General features: G+C 43.8%; 25 protein-coding genes and 1 tRNA gene. 19 read left to right on the forward strand and 7 right to left on the reverse strand.

From position 1 onward, the window contains the following. Positions 1-184: 184 nt before the first annotated feature. On the forward strand, positions 185-1,609 hold the full coding sequence (gene gltX / locus H2O73_RS13860; protein ID WP_182109460.1) for a glutamate--tRNA ligase: 1,425 nt from the start codon (positions 185-187) through the stop codon (positions 1,607-1,609). A 369-nt stretch (positions 1,610-1,978) separates the two neighbouring features. Then, positions 1,979-2,938, forward strand: coding sequence for an OmpA family protein (locus H2O73_RS13865; RefSeq protein WP_182109461.1), 960 nt, complete (start codon positions 1,979-1,981; stop codon positions 2,936-2,938). Between the two features lie 73 nt (positions 2,939-3,011). Here the strand turns inward: H2O73_RS13865 and H2O73_RS13870 are convergent, their stop codons facing one another. The 3 genes from H2O73_RS13870 to H2O73_RS13880 form a co-directional block, all read right to left on the reverse strand. Further along, a complete protein-coding gene (locus H2O73_RS13870; RefSeq protein WP_182109462.1) occupies positions 3,012-3,518 on the reverse strand; it encodes a Fe3+-citrate ABC transporter substrate-binding protein in 507 nt (168 codons plus the stop codon). A gap of 364 nt (positions 3,519-3,882) precedes the next feature. Beyond that, positions 3,883-3,958, reverse strand: a tRNA-Arg gene (locus H2O73_RS13875). Positions 3,959-4,077: 119 nt separating this feature from the next. Beyond that, positions 4,078-5,214: a flagellar assembly protein FlgT gene (locus H2O73_RS13880; protein ID WP_182109463.1), complete on the reverse strand. Its 1,137-nt coding sequence runs from the start codon at positions 5,212-5,214 to the stop codon at positions 4,078-4,080. 161 nt (positions 5,215-5,375) lie between these two features. On the opposite strand from H2O73_RS13880, the gene H2O73_RS13885 reads away from it, so the two are divergent. Both H2O73_RS13885 and flgP read left to right on the forward strand, forming a co-directional pair. Continuing rightward, the gene (locus H2O73_RS13885; protein ID WP_182109464.1) at positions 5,376-6,011 is read left to right on the forward strand and encodes a FlgO family outer membrane protein; all 636 of its coding nucleotides are present in this window, start codon (positions 5,376-5,378) and stop codon (positions 6,009-6,011) included. Between the two features lie 8 nt (positions 6,012-6,019). Next, complete coding sequence (flgP, locus tag H2O73_RS13890; protein ID WP_182109465.1) at positions 6,020-6,451, forward strand: flagellar assembly lipoprotein FlgP; 432 nt, start codon at positions 6,020-6,022, stop codon at positions 6,449-6,451. A gap of 76 nt (positions 6,452-6,527) precedes the next feature. Here flgP and H2O73_RS13895 read toward each other — a convergent pair whose 3' ends face one another. The 3 genes from H2O73_RS13895 to flgA all read right to left on the reverse strand — a co-directional run bounded on the left by H2O73_RS13895 (position 6,528) and on the right by flgA (position 8,136). Beyond that, on the reverse strand, positions 6,528-6,953 hold the full coding sequence (locus tag H2O73_RS13895) for a flagella synthesis protein FlgN (RefSeq protein WP_182109466.1): 426 nt from the start codon (positions 6,951-6,953) through the stop codon (positions 6,528-6,530). A 12-nt stretch (positions 6,954-6,965) separates the two neighbouring features. Then, positions 6,966-7,283, reverse strand: coding sequence for a flagellar biosynthesis anti-sigma factor FlgM (gene flgM, locus H2O73_RS13900; protein ID WP_182109467.1), 318 nt, complete (start codon positions 7,281-7,283; stop codon positions 6,966-6,968). Between the two features lie 106 nt (positions 7,284-7,389). Beyond that, complete coding sequence (flgA, locus tag H2O73_RS13905; protein ID WP_182109468.1) at positions 7,390-8,136, reverse strand: flagellar basal body P-ring formation chaperone FlgA; 747 nt, start codon at positions 8,134-8,136, stop codon at positions 7,390-7,392. Between the two features lie 75 nt (positions 8,137-8,211). Between flgA and H2O73_RS13910 the strand changes: the two genes are divergently transcribed. The 15 genes from H2O73_RS13910 to H2O73_RS13980 all read left to right on the forward strand — a co-directional run bounded on the left by H2O73_RS13910 (position 8,212) and on the right by H2O73_RS13980 (position 24,105). Next, positions 8,212-9,138, forward strand: a complete 927-nt coding sequence (locus H2O73_RS13910; protein WP_182109469.1) for a chemotaxis protein CheV — start codon at positions 8,212-8,214, stop codon at positions 9,136-9,138. Positions 9,139-9,149: 11 nt separating this feature from the next. After that, a complete protein-coding gene (locus H2O73_RS13915; RefSeq protein ID WP_182109470.1) occupies positions 9,150-9,977 on the forward strand; it encodes a protein-glutamate O-methyltransferase in 828 nt (275 codons plus the stop codon). Between the two features lie 234 nt (positions 9,978-10,211). After that, positions 10,212-10,607, forward strand: a complete 396-nt coding sequence (flgB, locus tag H2O73_RS13920; protein ID WP_182109471.1) for a flagellar basal body rod protein FlgB — start codon at positions 10,212-10,214, stop codon at positions 10,605-10,607. Between the two features lie 4 nt (positions 10,608-10,611). Then, complete coding sequence (gene flgC, locus H2O73_RS13925; protein WP_182109472.1) at positions 10,612-11,028, forward strand: flagellar basal body rod protein FlgC; 417 nt, start codon at positions 10,612-10,614, stop codon at positions 11,026-11,028. Positions 11,029-11,045: 17 nt separating this feature from the next. Then, positions 11,046-11,753 carry a flagellar hook assembly protein FlgD gene (locus tag H2O73_RS13930; protein WP_182109473.1) on the forward strand — a complete coding sequence of 236 codons (708 nt, stop codon included), beginning with the start codon at positions 11,046-11,048 and terminating at the stop codon, positions 11,751-11,753. A 28-nt stretch (positions 11,754-11,781) separates the two neighbouring features. Further along, positions 11,782-13,083, forward strand: a complete 1,302-nt coding sequence (flgE, locus tag H2O73_RS13935) for a flagellar hook protein FlgE (protein WP_182109474.1) — start codon at positions 11,782-11,784, stop codon at positions 13,081-13,083. Between the two features lie 205 nt (positions 13,084-13,288). After that, positions 13,289-14,038, forward strand: a complete 750-nt coding sequence (flgF, locus tag H2O73_RS13940; protein ID WP_182109475.1) for a flagellar basal-body rod protein FlgF — start codon at positions 13,289-13,291, stop codon at positions 14,036-14,038. 19 nt (positions 14,039-14,057) lie between these two features. Beyond that, positions 14,058-14,846 carry a flagellar basal-body rod protein FlgG gene (gene flgG / locus H2O73_RS13945; protein WP_182109476.1) on the forward strand — a complete coding sequence of 263 codons (789 nt, stop codon included), beginning with the start codon at positions 14,058-14,060 and terminating at the stop codon, positions 14,844-14,846. A gap of 18 nt (positions 14,847-14,864) precedes the next feature. Next, entirely contained in the window at positions 14,865-15,644 is a 780-nt protein-coding gene (gene flgH, locus H2O73_RS13950; protein ID WP_182109477.1) for a flagellar basal body L-ring protein FlgH, read from the forward strand. A 51-nt stretch (positions 15,645-15,695) separates the two neighbouring features. After that, positions 15,696-16,787 carry a flagellar basal body P-ring protein FlgI gene (locus tag H2O73_RS13955; RefSeq protein ID WP_182109478.1) on the forward strand — a complete coding sequence of 364 codons (1,092 nt, stop codon included), beginning with the start codon at positions 15,696-15,698 and terminating at the stop codon, positions 16,785-16,787. Positions 16,788-16,796: 9 nt separating this feature from the next. After that, a complete protein-coding gene (gene flgJ / locus H2O73_RS13960) occupies positions 16,797-17,732 on the forward strand; it encodes a flagellar assembly peptidoglycan hydrolase FlgJ (RefSeq protein WP_182109479.1) in 936 nt (311 codons plus the stop codon). A 150-nt stretch (positions 17,733-17,882) separates the two neighbouring features. Further along, positions 17,883-19,757 (forward strand): flagellar hook-associated protein FlgK, encoded by a 1,875-nt coding sequence (gene flgK, locus H2O73_RS13965; RefSeq protein WP_182109480.1) that lies wholly within the window; start codon positions 17,883-17,885, stop codon positions 19,755-19,757. Between the two features lie 12 nt (positions 19,758-19,769). Then, complete coding sequence (gene flgL, locus H2O73_RS13970; RefSeq protein WP_182109481.1) at positions 19,770-20,963, forward strand: flagellar hook-associated protein FlgL; 1,194 nt, start codon at positions 19,770-19,772, stop codon at positions 20,961-20,963. 380 nt (positions 20,964-21,343) lie between these two features. After that, a complete protein-coding gene (locus H2O73_RS13975) occupies positions 21,344-22,483 on the forward strand; it encodes a flagellin (RefSeq protein ID WP_182109482.1) in 1,140 nt (379 codons plus the stop codon). A gap of 485 nt (positions 22,484-22,968) precedes the next feature. After that, a complete protein-coding gene (locus H2O73_RS13980) occupies positions 22,969-24,105 on the forward strand; it encodes a flagellin (protein ID WP_182109483.1) in 1,137 nt (378 codons plus the stop codon). Between the two features lie 2 nt (positions 24,106-24,107). Here the strand turns inward: H2O73_RS13980 and H2O73_RS21845 are convergent. Then, positions 24,108-24,376: hypothetical protein (locus H2O73_RS21845; protein ID WP_220457594.1), on the reverse strand; the 269-nt coding region annotated here is incomplete at its 5' end.

A 24,376-nucleotide genomic window follows, 5' to 3' on the forward strand; every position in this document is an offset into this window, starting at 1 on the left:
AAGGTCAAGAGTTTAACGTAATGGTTTTAGCGCTTGGAATGCTCGCCGCAGTGATCTCTTAATTTAACTCCGAGTAAAAAACATCGCCATACCCTAGCACCCAACCGCACTTGCGTATAAAATAACGCCCAATTTTGGCACTGAATTAAACAGTGTGGTCATTTAGACAATCAAGGTATTTTACATGACGGTTAAAACTCGTTTTGCTCCTAGCCCAACAGGCTACCTTCACGTGGGCGGTGCTCGTACAGCTCTTTACTCTTGGCTATTTGCAAAAAGCCTAGGCGGTGAGTTCGTTCTTCGCATCGAAGATACGGACTTAGAGCGTAACTCTCAAGAAGCTGTAGACGCGATCATCGAGGGCATGGAATGGCTAGGTCTAGAGTGGAACGAAGGTCCGTACTTCCAAACTCAACGTTTTGACCGTTACAACGAAATGGTTGATAAGCTGCTTGCTGAAGACAAAGCTTACAAATGTTACGCATCGAAAGAACTACTAGATGAAGTGCGTGCAGAGCAAGAAGCGAACAAAGAAATGGCTCGCTACGATGCAGATCATCCAAAAATCAAAGCAGCGAACGATGCAGCGAAAGAAGGTGATCCTTGTGTGATCCGCTTCCGCAACCCGAAAGAGGGCAGCGTAGTATTTGATGACCAAATTCGTGGTCGTATCGAAATCAGCAACACTCAAATGGATGACTTGATCATTCGCCGTACTGATGGTGCGCCAACGTACAACTTCTGTGTTGTGGTTGATGACTGGGATATGGAAATTACACACGTTATTCGTGGTGAAGACCACATCAACAATACACCTCGCCAGATCAACATCTACGAAGCATTAGGTGCACCAGTTCCGACATTTGCTCACTGTGCGATGATCTTAGGTGATGACGGTGCAAAACTGTCTAAGCGCCACGGTGCAGTATCAGTAATGCAATACCGTGACATGGGTTACCTGCCAGAAGCATTGAACAACTACCTAGTACGCCTAGGTTGGTCTCACGGTGACCAAGAAATCTTCTCAAGAGAAGAGATGATCGAGTTCTTTAGCCTAAATGCGATTTCTAAATCAGCATCAGCATTTAACACTGATAAACTATTATGGTTGAACAACCACTACATCAAGAATTCAGATCCTGAGTATGTGGCTACACACCTACAATGGCATTTAGATCAACAAGCAATCAATAAAGACAATGGTCCATCAATTGTTGAAGTGATCAAGCTAGTTGGTGAGCGTTGTAATACTCTAGTAGAACTTGCAGAGCAAATTCGCTACTTCTACGAAGACTTCTCTGAGTTCGAAGCTGGCGCAGCGAAGAAACACCTGCGTGGCGTAGCAAAAGAGCCTCTAGAAGCTGCTTTAGTAAAAGTGGAAGCGCTAACAGAGTGGACAACTGAAAACCTACACCAAATGATTGCTGACGTATGTGCAGAACTTGAAATTGGTATGGGCAAGATTGGTATGCCACTACGTGTTGCTGTTACTGGCGGTGGTCAATCTCCATCAGTAGATGCAGTAATGCAACTGGTTGGTAAAGAGCGTTGTGTTGATCGTATCAAATTGGCATTAGAGTTTATTGCTGAGCGTGAAGCAAACGCATAGTAGCTACTGCTAATATTACTGAAGAGACCGCAGCCATTGAGCTGCGGTTTTTTTTGCGCTGTGTAAATTTTGGCATTTCATCATTTATTGTTCTACGTTTATTCGTGTCACATGGAAAGTATAACTCAGTAAAAATTAGTAATTTCTCGTTTTATAACAGTAAGGTAATGTTATTTTTCAGTTATGAAACAGATAAGCATCCTAGTTTTATGGATAATAAGGATGTGATCTTACTAACGTTTTTTCATCTTGGTCAGTGTGAAACTTGTACAGGTAGAGATTGTTGTAACTCACTGATTGCACCTATGTGATGAAACAAAGCCAGAGTTGGCTCTTATAAAAGAAAAACAGTGGATAAAGGAATTCAACATGAAAAAACTAGCAGTGGTAATTTCAGCAACGCTTTTTATGGCAGCAAATGCAGCCAGCGCCGCACCTTATCTAGGTGTAAAAGCGGGATACTCTTGGCTCAATGATGAATGTGCGGCAGGTCTGCCGTGCAGTGATGACGATTCGGCTTCAGCGGGTATATTTGGCGGCTATGAATTTAATGACTTTCTTGCCCTGGAGGCAGGTTGGGATTATCTAGGGAAGTTTACTGCAGCAGGTTTGCCTGATGACAGTGTCGATGCCTTCACCCTAGCACCTAAGCTTTCATTTGGTATTACTGATACCGTTGATATCTACGGTAAGTTCGGTGGCGCATACGTTAACTATGGTGATGAGAGTGATGAGTCATTCTTAGGTGCGTTAGGTTTAGAATTCGACGTAATGGAAAATGGTTCAGTACGAGTTGAGTACCAAGCACTAACAGATATTAATAATGATATTGTTCGTGCGTTTGCTAATACCGCGAGTATCGGTTTTGCTTACCGCTTTGGCGGCAGTGAAGAACCAGTGGCTGAGCCTGTTGTTGAAGAAGTGATGGTTGAAGAAGTGGTTGAAACGGTCATTATGACCAAAACCTTTGAAGCGACCTTGCTGGATACGGAAACATTTGAACTTAATAGCAGCAAGCTTAAACCGGAAAGCGCTAGCAAACTTGACGAACTCGTTCAGGTACTAACGGATTACCCTCAAGCTGAAGTTGTCATCGTTGGTCATACTGACTCTTCTGGTGCGGCTGAGTACAACCAAATGCTGTCTGAGAAGCGTGCGCAGTCGGTAGCCGCAGTGTTGGCAGATAGAGGCGTTGATTCAAGCCGAATGACAGTGAGTGGCGAAGGTGAAAGTAACCCAATAGCGAGTAATGAGACTCGTGAAGGTCGCGCTCAAAACCGCAGAGTCGATATCTCTGTTCCTGAGTTTGAGTATCAAGTAGAGCAATAATAACTCTTTGAACTATTGAATAAAGCCTTGGGGAAACCAAGGCTTTATTATTGATAGGACAGATAAAACATAACTATTTAAGATCGATACTACTCAACCGCCCCATAAATTCGAGAATTTCCAAATTATCTTTGTTCGCTTCAAGTAGCGCTTTTTTGGTTTTGGTGTATGCACCTAAACGACCATGCTTATTGATCGAGCAAACCACGCTCTTATAGATCAACTTGCCATTTTCATCGTAATTACGCCATGCGGCGATGTAACATTTATCTTTCGCGTCAGGGTTTTCTTTCGTTGGGCGAGGTTTGTAGATGATTTTTGGTTCAACTGAATGAGGCAGGCGTGTCATTAGATACGGGTCTTTAAGCAGCTTACGCCAAAACTTACCCCACATCTCACTACCAAGTTCATTGCGGAGTTTAATTGCTTTTTGTAAGCCTTTTTTCTCGCCTATCTTTATAAACCCAACCGAACGGTGCAGTACCGTATCCTCAGGAGTATGAATATGGATTTTGTAGGCAGTCTTAGCTTTTGAAATAAACCGATGTCCGGTATTTGTTGTTAAATTGCTCTTTGGCATAATTGTAAGTGATATATTTATTATTAGTTAAAGGGTAAGCAATTGTTTCCGCTTTTTAAAGTGTTAATACTCAATAAAGATAGCCTATATCTATATTCTTGTTCAAGAATACGCATGCCTCACATTTTATACATTGTTGACTTATTTATTGAAAGACGACGACGAGAGATTTCATTTTCAACTCGGTGAGCTGATTAGGTATCGCTGTTGGTTGGATATGCTGAGTAAATCGCAGAAAATAATGTCAGTAGCTGCGTTCGAAACGAGCAATAACGGATGTGGTGAGAAGCAGTAGAGAGGATTGAATAGTAAGCTTGCTATCTTTATAGTGCCAGCTCCGCTCATTGGGTTAGGTTGCTTAATATGGCGTCCCCTACAGGATTCGAACCTGTGTCTAAGACTTAGGAGGTCCTTGTTCTATCCAGCTGAACTAAGGGGACACAATTTTAAGGCATATTTGTTGATTAATCCGGATGTTATCCAGTGAGAACAATGGCTACAGAGATTAAGTCGCTAGATGATACTCAATTCTATGACTATCATCTAGCGTAAAGTGGCGCTAAGGAATAAGCTTGTGCATAACATCGCCAATTTGAATACTGTTGGCGAGTTCTGCTTGGTCTACCGTGAGTTCGGCTTCTCCTTCATAGACACGTGATACCGTAAGGGTGATGTCTGTTTCGGTAACCTTATTGCGTGGTAATCCACGTTGGTCGATAAATGACCCCGTGTGCCAAAGTTGTAGTTTATCGCCTTCGCGTACGCCATGTAGGCGACCTAAGTTCATCGTGATGACGTTACCCCATTTGGCAACAATCTCGGGTAAGGTGATCTTACATGAGACTTCTGACTCGAGATCCAACATTACGTTGCGGCTTACTCTTAGCATCATCTCACCATAAGTTGATGCCCAAAAACGCGCACTACGTGTATCAACTTGGCTAGTTTTTGGGAATGGCCAACGAGCGACTTCGCGGTAGTTGCGAGTGTAAACTTCACTTCCTGTCTTGCCATCAAACACCGTTAACTCCATTGCAAATTGGCGGTTAGTGATGTCGCTTGAAAGCAAGTTTTGTTCGATAGTGGCCGTAAGGTCTGTAATCGTACCGCCAATGATATATTGCGCACCCGTATCTTCAGCGATCATCTTAAGGCGCTCAGGGTAGCGTTTACTGATTTCAAAATCCGTCGTGCCTACAGAAACAAAACTGCTGGATTCTTGATCTAATTGGCGATTAATCACTTGAGCAAAGTCGTCACCTAAGCTGTAAATTTGCCCCATAACAGCTTGTTGAGGAGAGGCAAGATCGATGTTACTCACCAAAAACGTCTTTTTATATTGATCAACGTGGCAACCTGTTGCCGATGGGTAAATATCAATACGAGCTTTAACAAACATGACGTCTTTATAGATTTTCTGTTTTTCTACCAATATGTAGCGCACTTCATGATTGGTAAATTGGTATTCCTTACGACCTTCTTCTAGTAACGGACGAAGGTTGGAGATGCTGCCAATATCTGCACCTGAAAAGTTTACCGCTTTATAGATAGCATCTTCTAGAGCATGTAATCGCGCCGCATCTTCAGATGCCACAACGGTTGCCATGCCGGTGACTTCATACCAAGCAGCATGAGTTAACCATGGAGTTATGCTTAATATAAAGGTTGAAAAGAGGCTGAAAATAGTTTTTTTCATATTTATTTACCAATTAGGTACAGTTTTTGCTTTATGAATCATAGCTGATTTTGGCATTGGTTTTCTAAGTGTTTGCAAAGCTAGAAAAGCAAAGAGCGTTCCACTTTTTAAGAAGAGATGAAAATTGGAAGCAAATGCCTGAATGTATCGGAGATGAGAGAATGAAAAAATGGTTAGCGTTAGTGCCAGTGTTGTTATTAACAGCCTGTGCCTACTCCCCAATTTATAACGGCAAAGAACCCTATCCAGGCAGTCAGTTCATGTTGATGGACAGCCCTCGCCACACGTTAGATTTCTTTGTTGAAAGCATGACGGAAGACTTGGTTAATTCCAATACCAGCGTGTCTGCGCGTACACCGATTGCAATCACTTCGTTTGTTGATCTACAGAATATGGATGCAACTAACTGGTTAGGTAATTCTGTATCGGAAGGTTTCATTTACCAACTTCAACGTCGTGGTTTTAAAGTGGTTGATTATAAAACCACGGGTAGCATTCAAGTGACACAACAAGGTGATTTTGCTTTTAGTCGTGACTGGAAAGACTTAGCGAAAGAACAAGATATTCAATATGTACTTACGGGAACAATGCTGCGTCAAGAGGGCGGTGTGTTAGTTAACGCTCGAGTGGTTGGCATGCAGTCGCGTATTGTAGTGGCTTCGGCACAAGGCTTCCTACCAGCCGACCGTATTGGTCGTGATTTAGATACACTCAACAGTATTCGAACTCAAGATGGTGTTTTGATCCGCTCGGATCCTACCATCCGTCAGCCATATACTGTTATTTTGCGTCCTTAGGAGTTGGCATGAAGAAGTTATTGTTATTGGTTGTGGCTATTGCCATGGTTGGCTGTCAGCCATTGAGCCAGATGCGCCCTCAAGATTGGTTGGATGCAGTGGGTTACGCCAGCATTAGTGAGCAAAAAGGTCGAAATATAGAAGAAAAGCAAGTGAGAGCGATGCGCGCTTCTAAGATTGATGCTTATCGTGAGCTCGCCGAGCAAGTATATGGCATGCGAGTCAGCGGACGTGCAGATTTGCAAGACCAACGCTTAGGCACTGAATTAACATCGGGCGCGGTAGACGGTGTCATACGTGGTGCAGAAGTCGTACGCAGTTACAAAGTAGGTGATACTTACGTGACCGAATTGCGCCTAGATATTCAGAAAATGAATAAACTTCGCGACTATGGTGAAGTACAGCAAGTTCCAGAAAAGCGTCAACAAACTCTATTCTGATCTCTCTCTAAATCTCAGATACAAAAAAGCGGCAACTCAGTTGCCGCTTTTCTATTTTCATACGCTAAATATCAAATCAGGCTTTCAAATTGGTTCCAAGGGTGGAAACATTACGAGTATGACCTTTGGCAGTGTATGTCATCCCCATTCTTCCTTGGCTCTGTTTCATTAAGTTATTCAGTTGATTGAAACTTAATTGCGCTCTTTGCAGCGCTTGACCATTGATGTCATTAAGTTGTTGGCACTCAGCAACGGTGGTACGTATTTGCTCAACAATAGGGCTGAGTTCAGGATCGGAATTCAGGCTTTCTACATCTGGATGTCGACCAATCCTTTCATCAGTTTGTTGTAACTGAATCACGAGGGTGTTTTTTGCGTGCGCTAAAGCTTCAATTTCCTTCGAGACACGCTGAGCAATCGCAACTTGCTCTTTCTTTAATAGTTCGGAAAGTTCGTTGGCGTTTTTCAGTTGGAAATCAACTAAGCCTTTTAGAGCTGCCATTTCACCTCTCTATTACAAACCACCAAGTTCTTGCTCGAACTTGATCATATTGTCTGCAAGTTTTTCAGGGTCAACAGTATAAGAACCATTAGCAATGGCTTCTTTTATGGCTGCCACTTTTGCTTGATCGAAGCTAGGTTGGCTAACCATTTGGTTGTGCATTTCACCCACCGCTTTGCCTGCAGAGCTTAGTGATACTGCATCTTGAGGTGTAGAGGTTGGCTTAACCGTTGAAGCGGCAGAGGACGCTGAGCTGTCACTGCTACGTGCCGTACTTCGTGTTGTTGTCGTTAGGGTATGCCCCGAACGAATGTTATCTATACCTGCCATTTAGAAAGCCTTTTTAAATTTGGAAAATCCTGTACTCTCAATATCGGCAGAGATGAACAGAGCTTTAACGATTTTTTATTCAATCCGTTGTTTAAAATACAAACAATTAGAAAATGACCGTAACTTCAGCGATGTCGGTTACTTTTCCATCAATTATACGGTTAGATTTACTATTTTTCACCTTAATCTGCTCGCCATGGGAGCCATCTGATAATGCCACCCCTTTTGTGGTGATGGTCATACCTGATTTTACGGCTTTAATTGTCACAATATCATTGCGGCATACTACGCAAATGTCTCTTTGTTCGATAATCTCGCCAGCCCTAAGGTTTTTCTTCACTTTTGCCCCAATTACGGCATTTATTGTGGAAAATCCTTGCCGCCTTAAGCGCTGCAAGTCTACCATACTGGTGGTGACATCTTGAGCTGTGATTATTTGTCCACGGCTTAGTGATGAAACTAACGCGACTTGAGGACCTGTTCGGGTTAATCTAACCGGAATATACAGTCGCCAATCATCTTGGTGACACTCAACCAACACCGTTATATTGCTGGCATTTGAATTGGTCGATTTAGACGAAACTTCAAGTGGCGCAGGGCAATCTGTGGTAAAAACTCGACTGTCTATATTGGCAGCTTTTGCCTCAAGTGAACCGCCAATAGGTTGTTCAACGCTTTGTAAAATATAATGTTCGGCTGCAGCTTGAATGGCGTGAATTTGTTCTTGAGTTGCAGATGCAGATGAAAAACTAAAGAATAACAACGAAACGCCGATAAGTTTTATTATTTTATCGCGATGTAAACGAATTTTGGTTGTGGAAATAATAGGAAAGTATGATTTAAAATACATCATGCGGTTTCTCGGTGTTTTCATAGCCGTACTAGATTACCACCTTTTTACTTGAAAGTTTGAAATGGAGATGAGCTTATGACGGGTATTCTTGATTCTGTGAATCAGCGTACACAACTCGTCGGTCAAAACCGATTGGAACTACTGACATTCCGTTTGATGGGGCGTCAACGTTATGGAATTAACGTGTTCAAGGTTAAAGAAGTTCTGCAGTGCCCTAAGCTTACTTTAATGCCAAACCTTCACCGACTTGTTAAGGGTGTGGCACACATCCGAGGCCATACCGTTTCGGTTATTGACTTAAGTTTAGCCATTGGCGGACGACCAACAACGGATATCGACAAAGCATTTGTTGTTATTGCTGAATTTAACCGCACTATCCAAGCCTTTTTGGTTAGCTCGGTTGAGCGCATTATTAACATGCACTGGGAAGCGATACTTCCGCCACCAGATGGTTCAGGTAAAGCTCACTACCTGACCGCTGTGACTAATATCGATAACGAATTGGTTGAGATCCTTGACGTTGAAAAGATTCTAGCGGAAATTGCGCCTGTTGATGAAACCATGGACAGCTCAATTAGCGAAGAGATTGAGAAAGCACAGGCAGAGACACCGGTTGTTCGTCGAATTTTGATTGCTGATGACTCGACGGTTGCTCGTAAGCAGGTTGAACGCGCTATTACTTCAATTGGTTTTGAAGTTGTGTCTGTTAAAGATGGCAAAGAAGCCTATGAAAAGCTTCTAGAAATGGCATCGCAAGGCAGTATTTATGATCAAATTTCTTTGGTGATTTCAGATATCGAAATGCCAGAGATGGATGGATATACGTTAACTGCAGAAATACGCCGACATGCAGAGCTAAAAGATCTTTATGTGATCCTTCACTCTTCGTTGAGTGGCGTTTTTAACCAAGCCATGGTCGAAAGAGTTGGAGCGAACTCCTTTATAGCCAAGTTTAACCCGGACGAGCTTGGTAATGCAGTGAAGACTGCTCTTATAAAATAAAAGAGAATTTAATGACAGCAATAACAATAAGCGATCAAGAGTATCGTGAATTCAGCCGGTTTTTGGAATCTCAGTGCGGTATTGTACTGGGCGATAGTAAGCAATATTTAGTAAGAAGTCGTTTAAGCCCTTTGGTGGCAAAGTTTAAGTTGGCATCTATTTCGGATCTTTTGCGCGATGTTATTTCTGGTCGCAATCGTGAGTTACGTGTTGCCGCAGTTGATGCGATGACAACCAATGAAACATTGTGGTTCCGTGACAGTTACCCATTTTCAGTGTTGTCGGATAAAATTTTGCCAGAGTTAGCGGCAAATAAGCGTCCAATTAAGATTTGGTCTGCTGCGAGTTCATCAGGCCAAGAGCCTTACTCAATGGCGATGACGATTTTGGAAACACAGCAGCGTAAGCCGGGTATGTTGCCGAGCGTTTCTATTACCGCAACGGATATCTCTGCCAGTATGTTGGATATGTGCCGTGCAGGTGTATACGACAACTTAGCATTGGGTCGTGGTTTATCTCCAGAACGTCGTCGTGCCTTCTTTGAGGATGCAGGTGATGGTCGCATGAAAATCAAAGATACAGCTAAGCGTTTAGTGAACTTTCGTCCTCAGAACTTAATGGACAGCTACGCATTGCTTGGTAAGTTTGATGTTATTTTCTGTCGTAACGTTTTGATTTACTTCTCGCCAGACATGAAGTCTAAAGTACTAAATCAAATGGCGAATAGCTTAAACCCTGGCGGTTATTTACTGCTCGGTGCTTCTGAATCTCTGACTGGGTTAACTGATCGCTTTGAAATGGTTCGTTGTAATCCGGGGATTATTTACAAGCTTAAGTAAACCGTATTTTCGAAGCCCAGCATTTTGCTGGGCTTTTTTGTGCCTGCTGTTTAACAGGCATATACTGCTTACGAGACATTCTAAATTTAAAAGTGCGCTTCATTTCATAATAAGTTGGCGTGGATATTGCTGAATTCGCAATTGATAAAGTAAATATGCACGACGTTTTTAAAAGTGGTACGTAACTTGCTTTATTAACTGGTAATAACGGTCAGTTCTTTAGTAGAGGTAAACATGGCTATTTCTTTTGACAAGGCTTTAGGCATTCACCAGCATACGGTGGGTGTACGTGAGCGCAATACTGAGGTGATTTCTACCAACATTGCGCAATCTAATACGCCAGGTTACAAAGCGAAAGGCATGAACTTCCAAAAGGCATTGCAGGCGGCAACATCAGAGGCAAGCATTGGTCTTAGCCGTACGGATGGTCGGCATATTCCTGCCTCTACTCAAGTGACAGGTGAAGTGCTTTATCGTCTACCGACGCAACCTGACACTGGTGATGGCAATACCGTCGATGTGGATCTAGAACGAAATTTGTTTATGGAAAACCAGATCAGACACCAAGCATCACTAGACTTCTTAGGAAGTAAATTCAAGAACTTAACTAAAGCAATTAAAGGGGAATAATTAGATGAGCTTATTTAACGTATTCAATGTGACTGGTTCTGCCATGAGTGCTGAATCCGTTCGTCTAAATACTACCTCAAGCAACTTGGCAAATGCTGACAGTATCTCTAGCTCTGCGAAAGAAACGTATAAAGCTCGCCATGCCGTGTTTGGTGCTGAGTTAAGTAAGGCAACTTATGGTCGTGACCATACTGTGCCAGTGAAAGTGTTGGGTATTGTGGAAAGTGATAAACCGCTTAACGCTGAATACAACCCTGACCACCCATTAGCGAATAACGAGGGCTACATCTACAAGCCGAACGTTAACGTTATGGAAGAAATGGCTAATATGATTTCTGCTTCCCGTTCGTACCAGACGAATGTGCAATTAGCAGATGCCAGTAAACAAATGCTGCTGCGTACGCTGCAGATGGGCCAATAAGGATAAGGAGGTAACGTATGGCCGGTATTAATAACGTTGGTCAAAGCGGCTTGTCCTATGTCGACCAGCTTAAAGCACTTCAAGAGCAAAAAAAGCCTGAAGGAACAACGGGTAAACAAGATCTTAAACAAGAAGACTTTCTATCCTTGCTCACGAAGCAACTTGCTCAGCAAGATCCCTTTAAGCCGGTTGGCAATGATCAAATGATTGCGCAAATGGCTTCATTTGCCACCGTTGATGGCATTGGCAAGATGAATAATCAGTTTGATACGTTGAACGCGTCAATGACCTCAAACCAAGCTTTGCAAGCTTCTACTCTTGTTGGACGTGATGTACTCGTCCCTGGGGCGGCAGGTGTTAAGCAAGAAGGTCAATCTATGGCTGCAATGGTTAAGCTTCCGCAAAATGTAGACAACATGTTTGTCCGCGTTGAAAACGAAATGGGTCAGTTGGTCCGTACGTTTGAAGTAGGGGCAAAACCGGCTGGCGATAGCCGTGTGGTTTGGGACGGAAAAGATGAAAACGGTAGTCCATTGCCGGCTGGCAAGTACAAAGTGAAAGCTTCGGGCTTGTTGGAAGGAGAAAGCAAAGAGTTTGAAGTATCAACTTATGCAAACGTCAATAGCGTTCTTCTTGGTAAAGGCGATGGTAACGTACTGCTCAATCTGGCTGGCTTTGAGTCGCCAGTTCGACTTGCTGAAGTACTAGAAGTAGGCAAAGCGTAACAACGCGAGCTAGATAGGAGAATTTGGAATGTCTTATATTGCATTAAGCGGGTTGTCATCCGCTCAGTTAGATCTGAATACAACCAGTAATAACATTGCGAACGCCAATACGTTTGGCTTTAAAGAATCACGTGCCGAGTTTGGTGATGTTTACTCAAACTCATTGTTTACTAACGCTAAAACTGCTCCAGGGCAAGGTGTTCAGGCAAACAAAGTTGCGCAACAGTTTCACGAAGGTTCAAGTGTTTATACAAATAACCCTCTTGATCTGCGCGTTGCCGGTACAGGTTTCTTTTCTGTCGCGAAAGAGCGTTTGATCCCACAGCAAAACGAGTTAACTCGTAATGGTGCTTTCCACCTGAATAAAGATAACTACATGGTAACTTCAAATGAAGAATACCTACTGGGTTATCAAGTCAATCAGGATACCGGAGACGTACTCTCTTACGAACCAACGCCGATAAACATTCCAGCCGAATTTGGTAAACCTAAGCAAACAGCGAACATTGAGGTAGGTGTAAACTTACCGGCCAATGGTGATTTAAAAAATCCGGCGCTATTTGATTACTCAGATCCAGAGACTTACAACCGTTCTACTTCATCGACTATTTATGATTCGATGGGTCAGTCTTACAAGATGACAACCTACTACTTGAAAGACCAAACTCAACCGAATACTTGGCAGACATACTACACAGTGACAGATAAAGCTGGCGAAAAGCCAGTTAACGTTGCCGGTGGTGATGCTACGTCAGGGACTCATACTGGTCATACTATGAAGTTTAATAACGATGGCACACTAGCGAGTTTGAATGGTGGCAACAACATCGTAACTGAACCGCTTGGTGCGGGTGCAAACCCAATCGACATGAACGGTGCTGACGTGAATCAAACTCTGTCTTTTGGTTTGGATGCCGCGACTCAATTTGCAGCCCCATTTGAATTGACTAAGTTTGATGAAGATGGTGCCACGACAGGCTTCCTGACTAAGATTGACTTTGATGAGAACGGTAGTGTGTTAGGTACTTACTCGAATGGTGAAAACATTACTTTGGGTCGCGTGGCTCTAGTACGTGTTGCCAACGAGCAAGGTCTTGATAAGAAAGGTGGTACCCAATGGGACTCCACTCAGTTCTCTGGTGATAAGATTTGGGGTGAGTCGAATAAAGGTTCATTTGGTACCATCAACAACGGTACGCTCGAGCAGTCAAACATCGATATGACGCAAGAGTTAGTGGATTTGATTTCAGCTCAACGTAATTTCCAAGCGAACTCGCGTTCTCTTGAAGTACACAACCAATTGCAACAAAACATTCTACAAATTCGATAATTCTCCTCAGTAGAATACAGCGCACATTTGAATGGCAACTTGGCGGCAATGCGAAGTTGCCATTGTTGCCACTTGAATGGCAATCTCCTCATAAACTATCGCGAATTGTGATAGCGACCGCTCTACCTCTTTGATTAATAAATGAAATATTTTATGGCATAACTATTGCTTAAATTGCTTTGAATAGTGATTTTTGGAGCAAGTTATGGACCGTTCCCTGTTTCTCGCCATGAGTGGCGCAAAGCAAAATATGCAAGCTTTGCAGCTCAGAGCGAATAACCTAGCAAACGTCAGTACCACGGGTTTCCGTGCTGATTTGGCGCAAGCGCGTTCAATGCAAGCCTATGGTGATGGGTTACCTACCCGTGTGTTTAGCATGACAGAGCGTCCAGGACATAACTTCCAACAAGGTAGTGTTATCACTACAGGTCGCGAACTGGATGTCACCGTTCAAGGTGATGGCTGGATTTCCGTCATGGATAAAACAGGCAAAGAAGGCTTAACCCGTAACGGTAACATGCAGATTGACGCGACAGGTCTTCTTATTAGCGGCAATGGCAATTTAGTTTTGGGTGAAACCGGTGCCCCAATCACGCTACCTATCCCTGTGAGCAAAGTTGAAATTGGCAGCGACGGTACTATCTCAGTTGTTCCTCAAGGCGCGCCTGCAGATGCGATGGAAACTGTTGACCGAATCAAACTTGTCCGCACGGATAATCAATCACTATTCAAAGATACAAATGGCTTGTTTAGAGCAAAAGAGCCTAATACGGCATATCAAGCTGATGCCGGAGTAAAACTGCTCACAGGTGCAATCGAAGGAAGTAACGTAAACGCGATTGGCGAAATGACTGCGTTGATTGACTTACAACGTCAATTTGAAATGCAAGTCAAAATGATGAGCACAGCGGAAGAGATGGACAAAGCCTCTGAATCGCTACTTCGTTCGAGCTAATAGATTTTAGGAGAGAGTTATGCATCCGGCATTATGGGTAAGTAAGACTGGCTTAGACGCACAGCAAACCAACATTTCAACCATTTCAAACAACTTAGCGAACGCCTCGACAATCGGTTACAAAAAAAGCCGCGCGGTGTTTGAAGATTTGTTTTATCAGAATATTAACCAAGCGGGTGGTCAGTCGTCTCAAAACACTGAACTGCCGAGTGGTTTAATGCTTGGTGCGGGTTCTAAGGTTGTGGCAACCCAAAAGGTACACACCAACGGTAACGCCCAAACGACTACCAATAGCCTCGACATGATGATCGAAGGTGATGGTTTCTTCCAAATTCTAATGCCAGACGGCAACATCGGTTATAGCCGCAATGGTCAGTTCACGGTAAATGATGAAGGCGCATTAGTAACATCTGGTGCCGGTTACACGCTAGAACCAGAGATTGTGATCCCAGATGATGCTGTAGGTATTACCATCGGTACCGACGGTGAAGTCTCGGTGCGTTTACGTGGTCAGCAAGACAACCAAGTCGTTGGTCAAATCACCACGGTTGATTTCATTAACCCAGGCGGCTTAGAGCCGATTGGGCAGAACCTTTATTTACCAACAGGTGCTAGTGGTGACCCACAAGAAGGCGTACCTGGTTTGGATGGGTTTGGTGATATTCGCCAATCGATGCTTGAAACTTCGAACGTCAACGTGACGGAAGAGTTGGTCAACATGATTGAAGCTCAGCGTGTCTACGAGATGAATTCAAAAGTGATTTCAGCCGTCGACAAGATGATGAGCTTTGTTAACCAACAACTTTAACCAATAAGGGTCCGTAGCATGAAACGTTTACTTCCCCTCGCTTTATTTGCGTTGATGTCTGGCTGTTCAATGTTGCAGCCACCAGTAGACACGCCTGATGTTGTACAAGGCACAACAACAGTCGATGCAGTCGAAGGTGATAAATCAGCAGATGAAAGCTCTGGGATTGTAGATACATTGCGCGGTCGTACCGATCCTGTTGCTGGTGATCCTGCATGGGCTCCAATCCACCCTAAACATCAGCCAGAGCATTACGCAGCGGAAACTGGTTCACTGTTTAGTACTACGAGTTCGGCAAGTTTATACGATGATTCTAAGCCTCATGGACTTGGTGATATCATCACTGTGACTCTCGATGAGAGCACGAAAGCGGCAAAGAGCGCCGATGCTGATCTATCCAAAAATAATGCGGCAAATATGGACCCGCTTGAGGTTGGTGGACAGCAGCTTAATATTGGTGACTACAACTTCTCTTACAATCTAGCCAATGACAACTCATTTAGTGGCAGTTCTGCGGCAAACCAGAGCAACAGCCTTTCAGGCTCGATTACGGTTGAAGTAATCGAAGTGCTTGCGAACGGTAATTTGGTTATTCGCGGTGAAAAATGGTTAACCCTGAATACTGGTGATGAGTACATTCGCTTGAGCGGCACAATTCGTCCGGAAGACATCAGTTACGAGAACACCATTGCCTCAACCCGAGTGTCAAATGCGCGTATTCGCTACTCGGGCACCGGAAATCAACAAGATATGCAAGAGCCAGGATTCTTGGCACGATTCTTCAATGTATCTCTGTAACACAGTTTAAAGACGATGTTTTGACATCGTCTTAACGTTACAGGAACCACCATGAAAAAAGCACTATTCCTTATTACCAGCTTGATGTTGTTAGTGACATCCGCTCATGCGGCTCGCATTAAAGATGTGGCGCAAGTAGCGGGTGTGCGCAGTAACCAACTGGTAGGCTACGGTTTAGTGACGGGCCTGCCGGGTACTGGTGAGTCGACACCTTTCACCGATCAAAGCTTCAATGCCATGTTGCAAAACTTCGGCATTCAATTGCCACCTGGCACCAAACCAAAAACTAAAAACGTCGCGGCGGTCATTGTTACTGCTGAACTTCCTGCCTTTTCTAAGCAAGGTCAGAGTATTGACGTGACGGTATCATCAATTGGCTCTGCGAAAAGCTTACGCGGCGGCACTTTGATGCAGACCATGCTGAAAGGTCTGGATGGTCAAGTGTATGCGGTCGCACAAGGTAACTTAGTCGTGAGTGGTTTTAGTGCTAACGGTGCTGATGGCTCTAAAATTGTTGGTAACAACCCGACGGCTGGTATGATCTCAAACGGTGCGATGGTCGAACGTGAAATCCCTACACCATTTAGCCGAGGTGATTACATCACCTTCAACTTACTCGAATCTGACTTTACCACTGCGCAGCGTTTGGCGGATGCAGTTAATAATTTTTTAGGTCCACAAATGGCACAAGCTATTGATGCGACTTCAGTAAAAGTTCGAGCTCCTCGAGATACAAGCCAACGTGTTGCCTTCTTATCAGCGGTTGAAAATTTGGAATTTAACCCGGCTGACGGTTCGGCAAAGATTATTGTTAATTCACGCACTGGTACAATTGTCGTGGGTAAACATGTCAGGTTAAAACCAGCAGCGGTCACCCATGGTGGTATGACCGTAGCAATTAAAGAAAACTTGAATGTGAGCCAGCCAAATGCATTTGGTGGTGGCAATACCGTTGTTGTTCCAGATACGGATATCGAAGTGACGGAAGAGCAGGGCAAAATGTTTAAGTTTGAACCTGGTTTGACTCTAGACGATCTGGTTCGTGCAGTGAATGAAGTGGGCGCAGCGCCGTCGGACTTAATGGCAATTTTGCAGGCGTTGAAACAAGCCGGTGCCATTGAAGGCCAACTGATTATCATATAAGGGATGAGCATGATTAATAACGGTAACGACATCGGCTTCATCCACGATATTGCAGGGTTAGACAAACTTCGTCAACAAGCGACCAAAGGTGATGAAGATAGCGAAAAAGCAGCATTAACCGCAGCGGCTAAGCAGTTTGAAGCGATCTTTACTACCATGCTGTTTAAGTCAATGCGAGACGCGAACGCCACCTTTGAATCCGGTTTGATGGACAGTCAAAACCAGCAGTTCTACCGTCAAATGATGGATGAACAGATGTCGAGTGAACTGAGCGCCTCTGGTTCGCTTGGTCTTGCTGACATGATTGTTGCCCAGCTCAGCACAGGCTCGATTGAAAATAAAAGTGCAAATAATCAGGATGATAACTTTGCTCATATCATGGAAAAAGTCGATCGCGCTCGTCAAGCTCAAGCTGAACGTGAGGTGAGTGGTGGAGTTGTCTCGTCAGTTGCATCCGTTGAATCATCAAAGGTACAGCCGACGCGATTTGACACCCCCGAGTCGTTTGTTTCTTCAATGAAGCCTTATGCAGAAAAAGCGGCGCGAGCTCTAGGTGTTGATTCATCATTGCTTCTAGCTCAAGCGGCACTAGAAACAGGTTGGGGGCAAAAAATGGTTGCCAATGGTCGTGGTAGCAGTAATAACCTGTTTAACATTAAAGCGGATAAAAGCTGGGATGGTGGCAAGGTGGCAACGCAAACACTTGAATACCACCAAGGCGTGCCAGTACAAGAGAAAGCGGCTTTCCGTGCTTACCAAGATTATGAACAAAGCTTTAATGACTATGTTCGTTTCTTAAATGAGAACCCTCGCTACACCACGGCATTACGCCACGAAGGCAATTCGGAGCAATTTATCCGAGGAATCCATCAAGCCGGCTACGCAACGGATCCTCAATACGCTGATAAAGTGTTGCGAGTTAAAGCGAAAATAGACCAAATGTAGATAGAAGCGAGCTAAATAGCTCGCTTTTTGCTCTTCTAATCCCTGCCACATCAAGCTTAGTGCTTTTCCATTCAGAGATGGCATACATATTGCAAATTACCTAAACAGTTACTCAGCTTCGGCTGACATTATTTGGTTTTCGGGGGCACTATGGCGTCGGATCTTCTGGGTTTAGGTACACAAAGTGTATTAACGGCTCAGAGACAACTCAACACTACAGGTCATAACATTTCCAATGTGAATACAGAGGGCTATAGCCGCCAATCTGTAATTCAAGGAACCAGTGACCCACGCCAATTTGGTGGGCAAACCTACGGAATGGGTGTGCATGTGGAAAATGTTCGCCGCTCCTGGGATCAGTTTGCCGTTAACGAGTTGAATCTTTCGACCACCAACTATGCTAACCGCCTAGATACTGAAGAAGACTTAGAGATGCTATCCGGTCTTCTCTCTTCTGTGTCCTCAAAAAAAATCCCAGAAAACCTTAATGGCTGGTTTGATGCGATCAAATCTTTAGCAGACAGCCCAAATGATGTTGGCTCACGCAAGATCGTGTTAGAGAAAGCGAATTTGATCGCGCAAAATCTGAATGATTTTCATGGCGACGTTCGTCGCCAGCATGATGTTGCGAACAAGAAGCTTGAGCTAGGCGTTGAGCGAATGAACCAAATTGGTACTGAAATTCGCGATATTCATCGCCTAATGATGCGTACACCCGGCCCACATAATGATTTGATGGATACTCATGAAAAGCTGATCGCTGAACTATCAGAATACACCAAGGTTACTGTCACTCCACGCTCTAACCGCGAAGGTTTTAATGTTCATATCGGTAATGGTCATACATTAGTTTCCGGTACTGAAGCGAGTAAATTGGCATTAATTGATGGTTTTCCTGATGCGCAGCAACGTCGATTGGCAATGATCGAAGGGCAGGGGATCAAACCCATTTCTAGTAAAGATATTGATGGGAAAATCGGGTCAATGCTGGACACGAGAGATGAAAAAATTCCTTATGTTTTGGATGAGCTAGGGAAATTGGCGATAGGTTTCGCCAATGCTGTCAATCACCTTCAATCGCAAGGGCTAGATTTAAAAGGCAACGTTGGAGAAAACATGTTTACCGATGTGAACTCAGCCATTGCTGTTAAGTCTCGTGTGGTTGCCGCTTCAAATTCAACCGCTGATTTAGAAGTGTATATCGACGATATTAAACCACTAAAAACCGGTGAATACTCACTACAGTATGATGGTAGCGATTATTTTGTTACTCGTCCTGATGGTGACCGAGAACAAGTGGGCGTGAGTAATAACGCTATTAGCATTGATGGTTTACGCATCCAGATCAATCAAGATTTAGCTAGCGGGGAGCGAGTATTAATTCGTCCTACTCGCTCTGGCGCTGGTCAGATACAGCTTGTGACGAACGATGCGACAAAAATTGCCGCTCAAAGTTATGAGGCATCAACGTCTTTTGCTCAAGGAAAAGCTGTTTTTGAAATTGAACAAGCGGGCGCTTTGAAAGAGTTTGAAGTAATTGTATCGCCAGATGGCTCACAGTTCGCGGTGACGGATACACGCGGCAATGTTTTGCAGCAGCCGCAGCCCTATCCACCGACGGGTTCCGTTACGGTCCAGGGAACTTCATTTACCCTTTCTGAAGGGGCAATGCCGAACGATAAGTTTACCGCTAACCTTGTTCCTTCAGAAGGCGGCAACGGCAATCTACGCAAGATTTTGCATCTTCAAACAGATAAGCACCTTAATGGCGGCGAGTCGACAGTGATCGACATCTATCATGATCTTAATACCAACGTTGGTTTGAAGTTGTCAACGGCATCTAAGTTGACTGATGTTTCTCGTGTTGAGAAAAACTCTGCAGAGGAGCGCATTGCTTCTATTTCTGGCGTTAACCTGGACGAAGAAGCTGCCAACATGATGAAGTTCCAGCAGGCTTATATGGCGTCATCGCGAGTGATGCAAGCAGCCAATGAAACATTCGATACAATTTTGGCGCTAAGGTAGGAAGGTGAGTAAATGATGAATCGAATTTCTAGCTTTCATAACTACCAGTCGGTACAAAATGATCTTCGTCGCCAAGAAGGCAAAGTGCATCATAACCAAGCACAACTTGCTTCAGGTAAACAACTGCTACAGCCAAGTGATAACCCACTGGCAACGCACTACATTCAAAACATTGGTCAACAATCTGAACAGCTTAATCAATATGTGGATAGCATTGTCTTAACGCGCAGTCGCTTAGAGCATAACGAAGTCATGGTTTCTAACGTTGAAGAGTACGTGGATGAAGGCAAACGAACGGTGATGGAAATGATCAATGGTTCGTTGTCCCCAGAAGATCGTTTGGCGAAACAGCGTGAACTAGAAGAGTTATTTAGCAATGTCCTGACGCTAGGCAATACCCAAGATGAGTCGGGTAACTATGTGTTTTCTGGAACTAAACCGAAAACACAGCCTTTTTTTAGCGACAAAGTGGGAAATGTGAGTTATTTCGGCGATGACTATCAGCGCAAAATGCGCATCTCAAATAGCCAAGAAATGCCGGTTAACTTCCCGGGTAATAAGTTGTTTATGGAGATTGAAAACCCATTTGGCGACTACGAGCCCGGTTATCAACTCAAAGAAGGTTCAGAGCTACTCTTAGAGCGTGCCATTAACCTTAATGATACTGATAGCTCAAGCTACAAAATCACCTTTGTGGATATGCCAGACAATAATTATGGCTACCAGTTAGAGAAAGATGGCAGCGTGGTTAAAGCGGATACTTTTGATCCGGCAGAAGGCATTCAGTTTGGTGATCTTTCAATACAGGTGAGAGGTCAAATCACCAAGGGTGATGCGATAGAGCTAACCCCACAAAAAACGTTTAGTTTGTTTGATACCTTTAAAAATGCTCAAGAGCTTTCGGAAGGTTCGGTGTCTGATACATCTAATACAGCCGAGCTGCATCAAGTTACAGAAGAGTTTCATGCTGCGTTTATTCATATGAACAAGGCTCGTTCTGATGTGGGGGCTCGTTTGAGTACATTAGATATTCAAGAGCAACAGCACGAAGATTTCAAAATGACCTTAGCGAAATCAAAAAGTAATTTTGAAGACCTAGATTATGCCGCTGCAATTATTGAGTTCAATGAAAACTCTCGAGCGCTACAGGCATCCCAACAAGCGTTTGGCAAAACAAAAGATTTAACGCTGTTTAACTACATCTAAGCCTTATGTGCAATGCCATAAGTGCAACTGTGTAGTCGCAGTGCTGCCTCAAGAAGAACAGAGTAAGTTGAGATAATTTACTGTGGCAATAGGGGGCAAAAAAGCGGCAATCTTCAAGAGGTTCCGTTTATTTACCAACAGAAGAGAGTAATTTGATTATTTCATTTAACTTTAAGTTATTGGTAAATAAAGAAATAAAAATTTTTAATGTAGATAAGTAAAGTTGGCATGCTAATTGGATTAGTTTGGCTAAGAGTTACACTAAACGGTTTTTAAGTGGGTAAATAGCCTGCTTAGCAAGTCATTTACGGTCAGTGCTTCCAAATGAGATTAAGCTGACCGCTTCGCGAGAACTTGCGAACTCACTAGGAGAGCAACCTATGACCATTACGGTAAATACTAACGTCGCTGCTATGACAGCTCAGCGTTACTTAAACAAAGCGACGGGTGATCTGAACACTTCAATGGAGCGTTTATCATCTGGTCAACAAATTAACAGCGCAAAAGATGATGCGGCAGGTTTGCAGATTTCAAACCGTTTAACCGCTCAGTCTCGTGGTCTTGATGTAGCGATGCGTAACGCGAACGATGGCATCTCGATTGCCCAAACGGCGGAAGGTGCGTTGAATGAATCAACCAGCATCCTTCAACGTATTCGTGATTTGTCGCTGCAATCGGCGAATGGCACCAACTCAGGTTCTGAGCGCCAAGCGATCAATGAAGAAGTTAACGCACTGCAAGACGAGTTGAACCGTATTGCCGAAACCACTTCTTTTGGTGGTCGTAAGCTGCTTAATGGTTCATTTGGTGAAGCATCTTTCCAAATTGGCGCGAGCTCAGGTGAAGCGATGATTATGGGACTGACCAGTGTTCGTGCTGACGATAGTCGTATGGGCGGTCAAAGTTTTATTGCTACCAATGGCAAAGACAATACTTGGGGCGTAGAAGCTGGCAAGAATGACATGACCATTGACTTCACAACTAAGAGTGGTGAAGTAGTTAGCCTTGCGATTCAAGCAAAACTTGGTGATGACATCGAAGAGTTGGCGACTTACCTCAATGGTCAAACTGACTTATTGAAAGCGTCGGTAGATGAAGAGGGTAAGCTGCAGATGTTTGCTGCTGAACCAAACTTGCAAGGTAACATTACTTTTGGCGGCAACCTAGCTTCGGATCTTGGTCTAACATCTGGTCCTGGTACTAATGCTACGGTACAAAGCATCGATGTAACTACGGTTGGTGGTGCTCAAAACTCAGTAGGTATTATAGATTCAGCACTTAAGTACGTTGACTCACAGCGCGCAGATTTGGGTGCAAAACAAAACCGTCTGAGCCACAGCATCAATAACTTGGCAAACATCCAAGAAAACGTTGAAGCGTCAAATAGCCGCATTCGCGATACTGATTTCGCGAAAGAGACAACGGCAATGACTAAAGCACAAATTCTGCAACAAGCTGGTACTTCTATTCTAGCTCAAGCAAAACAGTTGCCTAACTCTGCAATGACACTATTGCAGTAATAGCAGTCTCCCTACTCACGTTTATCCCAGACGTGGGGTGAGTTGGGGAGTTGCGGCAAACATAGGTAAATTGATGATAAGGCTCTCTCTCAAACCTGCCTTTGAATGATGTTTACTTATGTCATGGAAGCCAAGTTGTGATCATTTCTCTCGATCTCCACGCTGGCAACCTCCATAGCCCCGGTTCTCTCGAAGGATGGGGCTTTTCTTTTGTCTATAATTTACTCTAAACACCATTCCTTCCTGCTTTACATTTCCGTTAACATATCAATAACTTGGAAAACTTTAATTTTTTTTCTCGTCTTTTAGATGTCGTTCAATTAATTGCTACTAAATTGCTCATATTACGCACTTTTTTACGTTTGCTCTAAAGTTAATCAATTCATCGTCGCTACTAAGGTTACTTTGAGAGAACTTTTGGTTTGCCGAGACGTCGGAAACCGTTCGGAACCTCCGCAGTAACGGAAATCAATAGGAGAACCACCATGGCGGTGAATGTAAATACAAACGTGTCAGCGATGACAGCACAACGTTACCTAAATAGTGCAACCAGTGCGCAGCAAACATCAATGGAGCGTTTGGCTTCAGGTTCAAAGATCAACAGTGCTAAAGATGATGCGGCGGGAATGCAGATCTCGAACCGTTTGAATGTACAAAGTCGCGGTCTAGATGTGGCTGTTCGTAACGCCAATGATGGTATTTCAATTGCACAAACGGCTGAAGGTGCAATGAATGAAAGCACCAACATTCTACAGCGCATGCGTGATCTTTCACTGCAATCAGCAAATGGTTCAAACTCAAAATCTGAACGTGTTGCGATACAAGAAGAAGTCACCGCACTGAATGATGAGCTGAACCGTATCGCAGAAACTACCTCATTTGGTGGTAATAAGCTTCTCAATGGTACATTCACGACTAAATCGATGCAGATTGGTGCTGACAATGGTGAAGCCGTCATGCTGACCCTAAAAGACATGCGTAGCGATAACGTGATGATGGGTGGTAACAGTTATGCCGCGGGCAACGCTAAAGCACCTAGCTGGACGGTTGAAGCGGGAACAGATGCTCTGGATATTACCGTAAAAGATAAAATCACAGGCGCAGACCAAACCATCAATATTGTGGCAAAAGAAGGCGATGATATTGAAGAGCTAGCGACTTACATTAATGGTCAAACTGATATGGTCACAGCATCCGTTAGTGATGATGGCAAACTACAGATGTTTACCGACAATAATCGAGTTGACGGTGCAGCAACATTTGCCGGAAGCCTAGCGACAGATCTCAACATTGGTACCGCTAAAGCTGTGACTGTAGACACTATGGATGTTACATCAGTAGCTGGCGCCCAAGAGTCTGTTGCTATTGTTGATGCAGCGCTGAAATTTGTTGATAGCCACCGTGCTGAACTGGGTGCGTTCCAAAACCGCTTTGATCATGCGATCAGCAACCTTGATAACATTAACGAAAATGTTAATGCATCGAAGAGCCGTATTGCAGACACCGATTTTGCCAAAGAAACGACTGCATTGACTAAGTCTCAAATTCTTAGCCAAGCATCAAGTTCTATATTGGCTCAAGCGAAACAAGCGCCAAATGCGGCACTTGGCTTACTTGGCTAATTTTAGCTTTTAGCAAATGAATAGAGCCAGCCTTCGGGCTGGTTTTTTTTCGTCTTTAAACTGAGCTGTAGCGCCTTGGGTGAGGTTTTTTTTATAAAAGGTAAGTCAATGTGATAGTGATGATGAAGGGTGGGGGAGTTTATGCTAGAGAGGCAAATAGCGAGAAGCAAAAAACACAAAACCCAGCAAAAGCTGGGTTTAATGATGATGGTGCGGTCGGAGAGACTTGAACTCTCACACCTTGCGGCGCCAGAACCTAAATCTGGTGCGT

The organism is Vibrio marinisediminis (assembly GCF_014050145.1).
Taxonomy (GTDB): Bacteria; Pseudomonadota; Gammaproteobacteria; order Enterobacterales; family Vibrionaceae; genus Vibrio; species Vibrio marinisediminis.

Excerpts from the sequence above, each read along its gene's own strand:
- gltX (WP_182109460.1), top strand. The coding sequence starts at position 185 with ATGACGGTTAAAACTCGTTTTGCTCCTAGCCCAACAGGCTACCTTCAC.
- H2O73_RS13865 (WP_182109461.1), top strand. The coding sequence starts at position 1,979 with ATGAAAAAACTAGCAGTGGTAATTTCAGCAACGCTTTTTATGGCAGCA.
- H2O73_RS13870 (WP_182109462.1), bottom strand. The coding sequence starts at position 3,518 with ATGCCAAAGAGCAATTTAACAACAAATACCGGACATCGGTTTATTTCA.
- H2O73_RS13880 (WP_182109463.1), bottom strand. The coding sequence starts at position 5,214 with ATGAAAAAAACTATTTTCAGCCTCTTTTCAACCTTTATATTAAGCATA.
- H2O73_RS13885 (WP_182109464.1), top strand. The coding sequence starts at position 5,376 with ATGAAAAAATGGTTAGCGTTAGTGCCAGTGTTGTTATTAACAGCCTGT.
- flgP (WP_182109465.1), top strand. The coding sequence starts at position 6,020 with ATGAAGAAGTTATTGTTATTGGTTGTGGCTATTGCCATGGTTGGCTGT.
- H2O73_RS13895 (WP_182109466.1), bottom strand. The coding sequence starts at position 6,953 with ATGGCAGCTCTAAAAGGCTTAGTTGATTTCCAACTGAAAAACGCCAAC.
- flgM (WP_182109467.1), bottom strand. The coding sequence starts at position 7,283 with ATGGCAGGTATAGATAACATTCGTTCGGGGCATACCCTAACGACAACA.
- flgA (WP_182109468.1), bottom strand. The coding sequence starts at position 8,136 with ATGATGTATTTTAAATCATACTTTCCTATTATTTCCACAACCAAAATT.
- H2O73_RS13910 (WP_182109469.1), top strand. The coding sequence starts at position 8,212 with ATGACGGGTATTCTTGATTCTGTGAATCAGCGTACACAACTCGTCGGT.
- H2O73_RS13915 (WP_182109470.1), top strand. The coding sequence starts at position 9,150 with ATGACAGCAATAACAATAAGCGATCAAGAGTATCGTGAATTCAGCCGG.
- flgB (WP_182109471.1), top strand. The coding sequence starts at position 10,212 with ATGGCTATTTCTTTTGACAAGGCTTTAGGCATTCACCAGCATACGGTG.
- flgC (WP_182109472.1), top strand. The coding sequence starts at position 10,612 with ATGAGCTTATTTAACGTATTCAATGTGACTGGTTCTGCCATGAGTGCT.
- H2O73_RS13930 (WP_182109473.1), top strand. The coding sequence starts at position 11,046 with ATGGCCGGTATTAATAACGTTGGTCAAAGCGGCTTGTCCTATGTCGAC.
- flgE (WP_182109474.1), top strand. The coding sequence starts at position 11,782 with ATGTCTTATATTGCATTAAGCGGGTTGTCATCCGCTCAGTTAGATCTG.
- flgF (WP_182109475.1), top strand. The coding sequence starts at position 13,289 with ATGGACCGTTCCCTGTTTCTCGCCATGAGTGGCGCAAAGCAAAATATG.
- flgG (WP_182109476.1), top strand. The coding sequence starts at position 14,058 with ATGCATCCGGCATTATGGGTAAGTAAGACTGGCTTAGACGCACAGCAA.
- flgH (WP_182109477.1), top strand. The coding sequence starts at position 14,865 with ATGAAACGTTTACTTCCCCTCGCTTTATTTGCGTTGATGTCTGGCTGT.
- H2O73_RS13955 (WP_182109478.1), top strand. The coding sequence starts at position 15,696 with ATGAAAAAAGCACTATTCCTTATTACCAGCTTGATGTTGTTAGTGACA.
- flgJ (WP_182109479.1), top strand. The coding sequence starts at position 16,797 with ATGATTAATAACGGTAACGACATCGGCTTCATCCACGATATTGCAGGG.
- flgK (WP_182109480.1), top strand. The coding sequence starts at position 17,883 with ATGGCGTCGGATCTTCTGGGTTTAGGTACACAAAGTGTATTAACGGCT.
- flgL (WP_182109481.1), top strand. The coding sequence starts at position 19,770 with ATGATGAATCGAATTTCTAGCTTTCATAACTACCAGTCGGTACAAAAT.
- H2O73_RS13975 (WP_182109482.1), top strand. The coding sequence starts at position 21,344 with ATGACCATTACGGTAAATACTAACGTCGCTGCTATGACAGCTCAGCGT.
- H2O73_RS13980 (WP_182109483.1), top strand. The coding sequence starts at position 22,969 with ATGGCGGTGAATGTAAATACAAACGTGTCAGCGATGACAGCACAACGT.